This window comes from Hyphomonas chukchiensis, from assembly GCF_000682695.1.
Lineage (GTDB): Bacteria > Pseudomonadota > Alphaproteobacteria > Caulobacterales > Hyphomonadaceae > Hyphomonas > Hyphomonas chukchiensis.
Genome location: NZ_AWFG01000054.1, coordinates 1 through 6,095 on the forward strand (window position 1 = coordinate 1; position 6,095 = coordinate 6,095).

General features: G+C 61.3%; 4 protein-coding genes. 2 read left to right on the top strand and 2 right to left on the bottom strand.

The genetic code is table 11. The features are described from left to right. Positions 1–119: 119 nt before the first annotated feature. The gene (locus tag HY30_RS15240; protein WP_034742644.1) at positions 120–1,427 is read right to left on the bottom strand and encodes a tetratricopeptide repeat protein; all 1,308 of its coding nucleotides are present in this window, start codon (positions 1,425–1,427) and stop codon (positions 120–122) included. A 204-nt stretch (positions 1,428–1,631) separates the two neighbouring features. Between HY30_RS15240 and HY30_RS15245 the strand changes: the two genes are divergently transcribed. Next, positions 1,632–3,317, top strand: coding sequence for a bifunctional helix-turn-helix transcriptional regulator/alpha/beta hydrolase (locus HY30_RS15245; protein WP_034742647.1), 1,686 nt, complete (start codon positions 1,632–1,634; stop codon positions 3,315–3,317). Positions 3,318–3,380: 63 nt separating this feature from the next. Here the strand turns inward: HY30_RS15245 and HY30_RS15250 are convergent, their stop codons facing one another. Then, a complete protein-coding gene (locus HY30_RS15250) occupies positions 3,381–4,001 on the bottom strand; it encodes a hypothetical protein (RefSeq protein ID WP_034742650.1) in 621 nt (206 codons plus the stop codon). A gap of 175 nt (positions 4,002–4,176) precedes the next feature. Here HY30_RS15250 and HY30_RS15255 point away from each other — a divergent pair, with 175 nt between their 5' ends. After that, complete coding sequence (locus HY30_RS15255; protein WP_081812288.1) at positions 4,177–5,802, top strand: hypothetical protein; 1,626 nt, start codon at positions 4,177–4,179, stop codon at positions 5,800–5,802. The last annotated feature ends 293 nt before the right edge of the window (positions 5,803–6,095 follow it).

Sequence of the window (6,095 nt, forward strand, 5' to 3'; positions counted from 1 at the left end):
CGTCTCCGCCATCAAGAAATAAGTCCTGATCCTTTCAGGCACTGACATGAGAAAAGGCCGCTTCCGGAAGGAGGCGGCCTTTTTGCATTTGGAACAGGTTCTCCTGACGCAAGGAGTGCCTAGTTGCACAGGTAACGATTGGCGTTGTTGTTCATCGTGCAGTGGGCGTAGCGATATTTTTCGCGTGTCTGCGCCCGGGCATCGGCGGTGCTGAGGCCCTGGGTGACGGACGCCGGCGCCTGTTCGATCGGGCGGTAGCTGGATGTGGTCCGGGCGGCGTTGAAGCGGTCATTGGCGGACTTGATCATCTTCATGTCATTGGCCCAGGAATTGTCCTCTCCGGAAATCGCGAGGCCACGATTGCGCATTTCGGCGCGGACCATGGACCCGACGGGGCCGGACTGGAACCAGTGCTCCAGGACTTTCAGGTCATAGTCATCCACAGCTGACATGCGGCCCGCTGCAGATGCCGCTTTGACCGCCTGCTCGGCATAGACAGTGGAGCTGTAGACCGAGACAGCTGTTGCCACGGCGCCGTTATAGTCGCCGGCATTCAGCATGGCGGCCATCTCGGCGCGGCGGGCTTCCTGCTTGGCATTCCATGCAGCGAGCTCGTCGACATAGCGGCGCACGTCCTTGGCATAGTCGCAAATCTTCTCATTGCCGAGCTGGCAGGACTTTTCGTACGGCCCGACCGCGAAATCAAAGTCTTCGACGATCGCGTAGATACGGCCGAGGTTGGCGCAGGATTCCTTGACGTTTGCGTCACAGTTTATCTGCGTGAATTTCAGCGCGTTGGACGCGTCGAAGGCCGGAGACGATGGATCGGCATACATGCGCTCCGCCGTGACGCAGAAATAAGGGTCAACCTGTTCGCACGCCTTGCCAGCCAGCGGAGCGCCGCGGACATAGTCGATGACGGTCGGATGCTTGCCGCGCATGCCGTCAAAGAAGAAGTCCGCGCCCCAGCTGCATGCTTTCAGCGATTCGTTGGCACAGCCCTTTTCAAAAGCCGTGACCAGGCGGGGAATATCCTGTTCGCCCTTCTCGTCATTCCCGAGCACAGCATAGGTGGCGTTGCAGCCATCCTCATGCCCCATCGTGCAGGCCTTTTCGTATAATGCGACGCCACGCGCCGGATCGGCGGCAATGCCTTCGACGCCATACCGATACATCTTGCCTGTATAGAAGCAGCCATCCGGAATGCCGAGGTCGCAGGCCTTGATGAAGAGCTCGGCAGCTTTCGGCTTGCTCAGCGGCATGCCATTTTCGCCATTCGCATAGTCGGCGGCCGCATAGAAGCAGGCCTCGGCGCCGCCTTTCGAACAGGCGATTTCATTGGTTGAAAGGGCATCTGCACGGGCGGTGGGCGCAGCGAGGAGGGTGATAAGCGCGAGTCCGAGGGACGTCAGCGGTAAGGTCTTCATCGGTCATATCCTTTGGTATTCGGCCGGATCCCCACCCAGCCTGCAAGTCTGCAGGCATTTCGATAGCGGGAAGCGGGAATTGGCTCATGCCCCGCAGGGGGGATAAGCGACAGATTTCTGCCTGTGACTGAAACCGGCGCTTGTGATGAGGGCGACGCAATCTAGACTAGAGGCTCGTCCTGACGTTTCCATTGCAGAGAGCCCATGTCCCTCAACAAACGCTATTTCGACATGCTGGGAGCCGCCTATGACGTGCCGAACGAAACGGCGCGCTTTGAAGGCTTTCTCGATGCGGCGATGGCCTACTTCTTTGACGAGGCCGAGGATGGCCTTCTGGCTGGCGATGTGCCGCGTCATGAGGGGGATGATGATACCCTGGATACGCATGGCCAGCGGGTTGGCGCGCTGGTGGAGGCAGCCTCGCGGCGGGATGCTTCCAATGCGGACCGGTTCCACGCGATACTGGATGTTTCGGCCCGCAATGGGCTGGTTTCGGGCAATGCCGCAGCCGCCCAGCTGACCGGGCGGACCTTTCCGTGTCCGTTCGACGAGCTGCCGCTGGACCCCGGCGCGCTGAGTGAGATCCGCCGGGCGATGAGGGCCACGACGGCGCAGGCGCAGGACCGGATCATTCTCGCGAATATCGAGACCGGCCCTTCGCGGGCTTGCCTGGCGCTGATCCAGCGGCCGAAGGACAGCGCCGATCTCCTGCATGTGTCCCTGTCCTATATCGACTGGTCGCCGGGCCTGATGGCGCGGCTGGGCGAGGCGTTCGGGCTGACCTCAAGCGAGACGGAAATCCTGGAGGGCTATCTCGGCAATCTCAGCCAGAAGGAGATCGCCCGTGAGCGGGACCGGGCGCTGGATACGATCAAGGGCCAGTCGAAGAGCATCCTGAGGAAGACCGGCTGCGCGCGGATGTCGGATGTGGTGCAGCTTTCCGCCAGCATTGCCTATCTGATGCGGCAATTGCCGGAGCAGGCCAATCCGCCGAGCGCGGAGACCTGGGTGACGCCGAAATGCGGCATGGAGATGCTGGCGCGGCCGGGCGGGCGGGAGCTGGCCTGGTACAAGGCTGGGGCAGGGGAGAAGCCTGTGCTGTTCATTCATGGCTACCTTCAGGGGCCGTTCTTTACGGCGGAGATGCTGGCGGGACTGGCCGGGGCGAATGTCCATTTCATTGCGCCGTCACGGCCGGGATTTGGCTATACGAGCCCGAGCCGTTCACGGGCCGATTTCGACAAGACAGTTGTGGAAGACGCGGTGGCTCTGGTCGATCATCTGGGGCTGTCGAAGGTCAGCCTCTGCATTCATCAGGGAGGCTCGTCGCATGGCTTCCGGATCGCGAAGGCGCTGGGCGACCGGCTGGGAGATATGCTGGTGCTGGGCGGGGGCATTCCGATCGATGAGGAGCGCCACCTTGCCCATATGGACCGGCAGACGCGGTTTGCGGCCATGGCCACGCGGCATGCGCCGTCGGTGATGAAGATGGTGATGTCGGTGGGCCTGCCGGTCTATCGGCGGCGGGGGACGAAAGCGTTCCTGAAGGCGCAATATGTGCGCTCGCCGGGGGATCTGGCCACGCTGGATAACCCGGCGCTGATGAAGGTTCAGGCCGAGGGGCTGTATCATGCGGTGGAGCAGGGGGCTGAAGCCTGGCTGCGCGATGGCGCGGCGGCGATGGCCGACTGGAGCGATGATCTGGAGGCGGTGACGGCGCAGCAGACCTGGCTTCAGGCGGCAGACTGCACGATCATTTCAGCTGCGGATGTGGCCGAGCATATGCGGCCCCGCGCGAACGTGGATTTCCGGATTCTGCCGGGCCATGGCTCGAACATATTGCACACGGCGACGGATGAGATCTGCGCGCAGCTGGCAAAGCTCGCCTGAGCCTGCGCCAGCGACCGGCACGCATGGCTGCGCCCGGCAAAAAGTGTGGAAAGCGGGGCGGAGTCAGCCCGAGCTTTCCCATGTTTCAAGACGCGCATTGATCAGGCCGGGCAGGGCGGTGGCGACGAGGCCAAGCTCTGCGCGCAGGCGGAAAGCGCCGGTATCCGGCATGCAGACGGGGCGGGCCTCGCCCTTGCGGCGGAGGCGTTCAAGGCTGCGCGCGAGGCGTTTGGCATGGGCCTGCGGCGCCGATAGCAGGCCGTGCAGGGCGATGATGCGGGCGAAAATGGGCGCGGCGGGCACCGGGCCGGATGCACGAACAGTGCACGGAAAATGCACGGAGCCTTCGTGCAATTGCATGTCCATGGCCCGGCCCGCGAGGCTGATGCGGCAGGCGGGCATGGAGGGGAAGGATTGCGTCACGTCCTCGACGCCTTGCGCAAGGGGCGCAGGGCCCGTGGCGGCGCGGGGCCGCACGGGCGCGAGCGTCAGGCCGAGCGCGATCAGCCAGAGCCGCCGCCGCACGATGGTCTCCAGGATTTTCAGCTGCGCCCGCGCCCGCGCCGCCGTGCCCCGCCGCAGCGTGACCGGCGCGCGCACCATGTCGGTCAGGTTGCGTACATTGAACAGGACGTAACGCGCCTGCTCGAGACCATGGGCAATGAAGGCATCAGAGACTTGCATGCCGGGAGTATGGCACGGGCGGGTTTAGGGTTGGATTGGGAGGGGGAGAGAGGGGGCGACAGATGAACAGTCTATAATCGCAGGACGCAAAAATTCGCCTTCTGGATGTAAAGCAATGTCATTCGGGGAAAGCGCCGCTAGTGTTGGCTGCAGCAGGTTCTGAGAGGGTAGTGGAATGAAGCAATGGGTATTGGCGAGCGCCGTTCTGGCATTGGGCATTAGTGCATGCGGCGGGGGTGGCGGTGGCACCGGAGCCCCACCTGTGCAATCACCTCCACCGCCGCCCCCCGTTTCGCCCCCACCGCCACCACCACCACCACCCGCGAACACGGCGCCGACTGTTGTTATCGAGTCGAGCGCGGTTGCGACGGACGAAGGGCAACCGGCATGGATTGATGTTTCCGGTTCGGAAGATGACGATGGCGACGCGCTGTCATTTGAAATCCGTCAGGTCGGTGGTCCGGCCGTGCTGCCTCTGCCGGGCGAGACCGAGATCGACTTTGACGCCGCGCGGGTAGACTTTTCGGTTCCGGAAGTCACGGCAAACACCGAACTGGAATTTGAAGTTTCGGTCAGCGACGGCACAGACACGACGACTCAATCCTTTTCGATGACGGCGCGGAATATTGTCCTGTCGCCAACCACTACTTTGCTGAGTGATAGTTACCTGCGATTTGCAGATTCCGCCGGTGAGGACAATGCGCTGCTCGGGGGATATGTGGGTACTACGAGTATCCATGGTCTGCTTAGCCTGACGGATGGGACTGCGGCGGTGGGGGGCGAACTGATCACAAGCCAGGTCTCACGAGAAGTGCGAATAGACGACAGCTTCGCTGACGTGGAAGTCTATGACCTTGAGGTTCCGGCCAGCTCAAGAAGGACGCTGAAGGCTGTATATATTGGCAACACCTCAACCCAAGCCCTTCTCATAGCGGTGGAAGAGGCGAACAAGGTTTTGATTCTAAATTATACGGGTGGCTCACCTGCCTACGCTGTTGTGAACGAGGTGCAGGTTGATGCGCCATGCGCGGTGGAAGCGTCGCGCCTAGAACTGTCGGATTTCCCAAGAGGTGATCTCATAGTCGGCCAGAGAGGCGGCGGTATCGCTGTCTATTATAATCAGAGTAATAATAGTAATAATTCTGCTCCGCCGGGGTCATTTGACCCTCCGATACGTCTCTATGGGGCTGGCGACTTTTGTTTCATTTCCAGCGCGTACTATAGCTGGTTCAGCGCCATCGATACGAGCAGCAATACATTGCATGTCTGGGATAGCGAGTTTGGCTCGGGGCTCACAGAGCGCACGCCCATTGATCTAGAGCTTCAGTCCGGTGAGCAGGTCGTGGCCTATGCGGCGACGGTGGATAACCAGGGGCACGAAGTGCACGCTGTTGTCACCACCACCGGCGAACACGATGGCACGCATAAGCTGATCATCATTTATCGCGAGACTGAATCCGCCGCCACGTACACTCGCACTGTTCGATCGTGGACCAAGGGTGTTCCCAGCGATGTCTTCATCCGCGATCTCGATGACCAGGATGTCGGGACGGCATCAGATATTGTCGTTGCCTTGCGAACGGTGCCCTATGCGGTCGTCGTCGAAGATGCACGCGACATATGGACATCGACGCCGACAAGCTATGGGCCAGTTACATATGCCCCATTATCGCTCGGCACGACGATGCTACAGCCTTCCAAGCTTGAAGAGGGGATCAGAAGGGGATTTCTGGGCATCGACTCATATGGGGCGGATGCGGGAATCTTCTTCGCGGATGATCTTCGCTCGCCTGCGCCGTGACCGCATGAGCAAGGATTAGCCGCTTTGACGTGAGGGATTCGCAGTAGCCCCTCACCCCAACCCCTCTCCCGGGGGAGAGGGGCTTTTAAGGGGTTTGCGTCGGGGGTAGGGGTAGAGGCTTGATGCGCCCCGGCCCCTGTGCGGATTTGGTCTGCAAATTCCCTGTTTCGGCTGTTGACCTGTGCGATTCCTTCCCATAGAAGCACCAATTCGCCGGGAAGGCCGCGCTTAATTAGCGAACGCTCCCTCGAAACTGACAATTTAACCCTACCCAACCCGGGCGCTCGATGCTG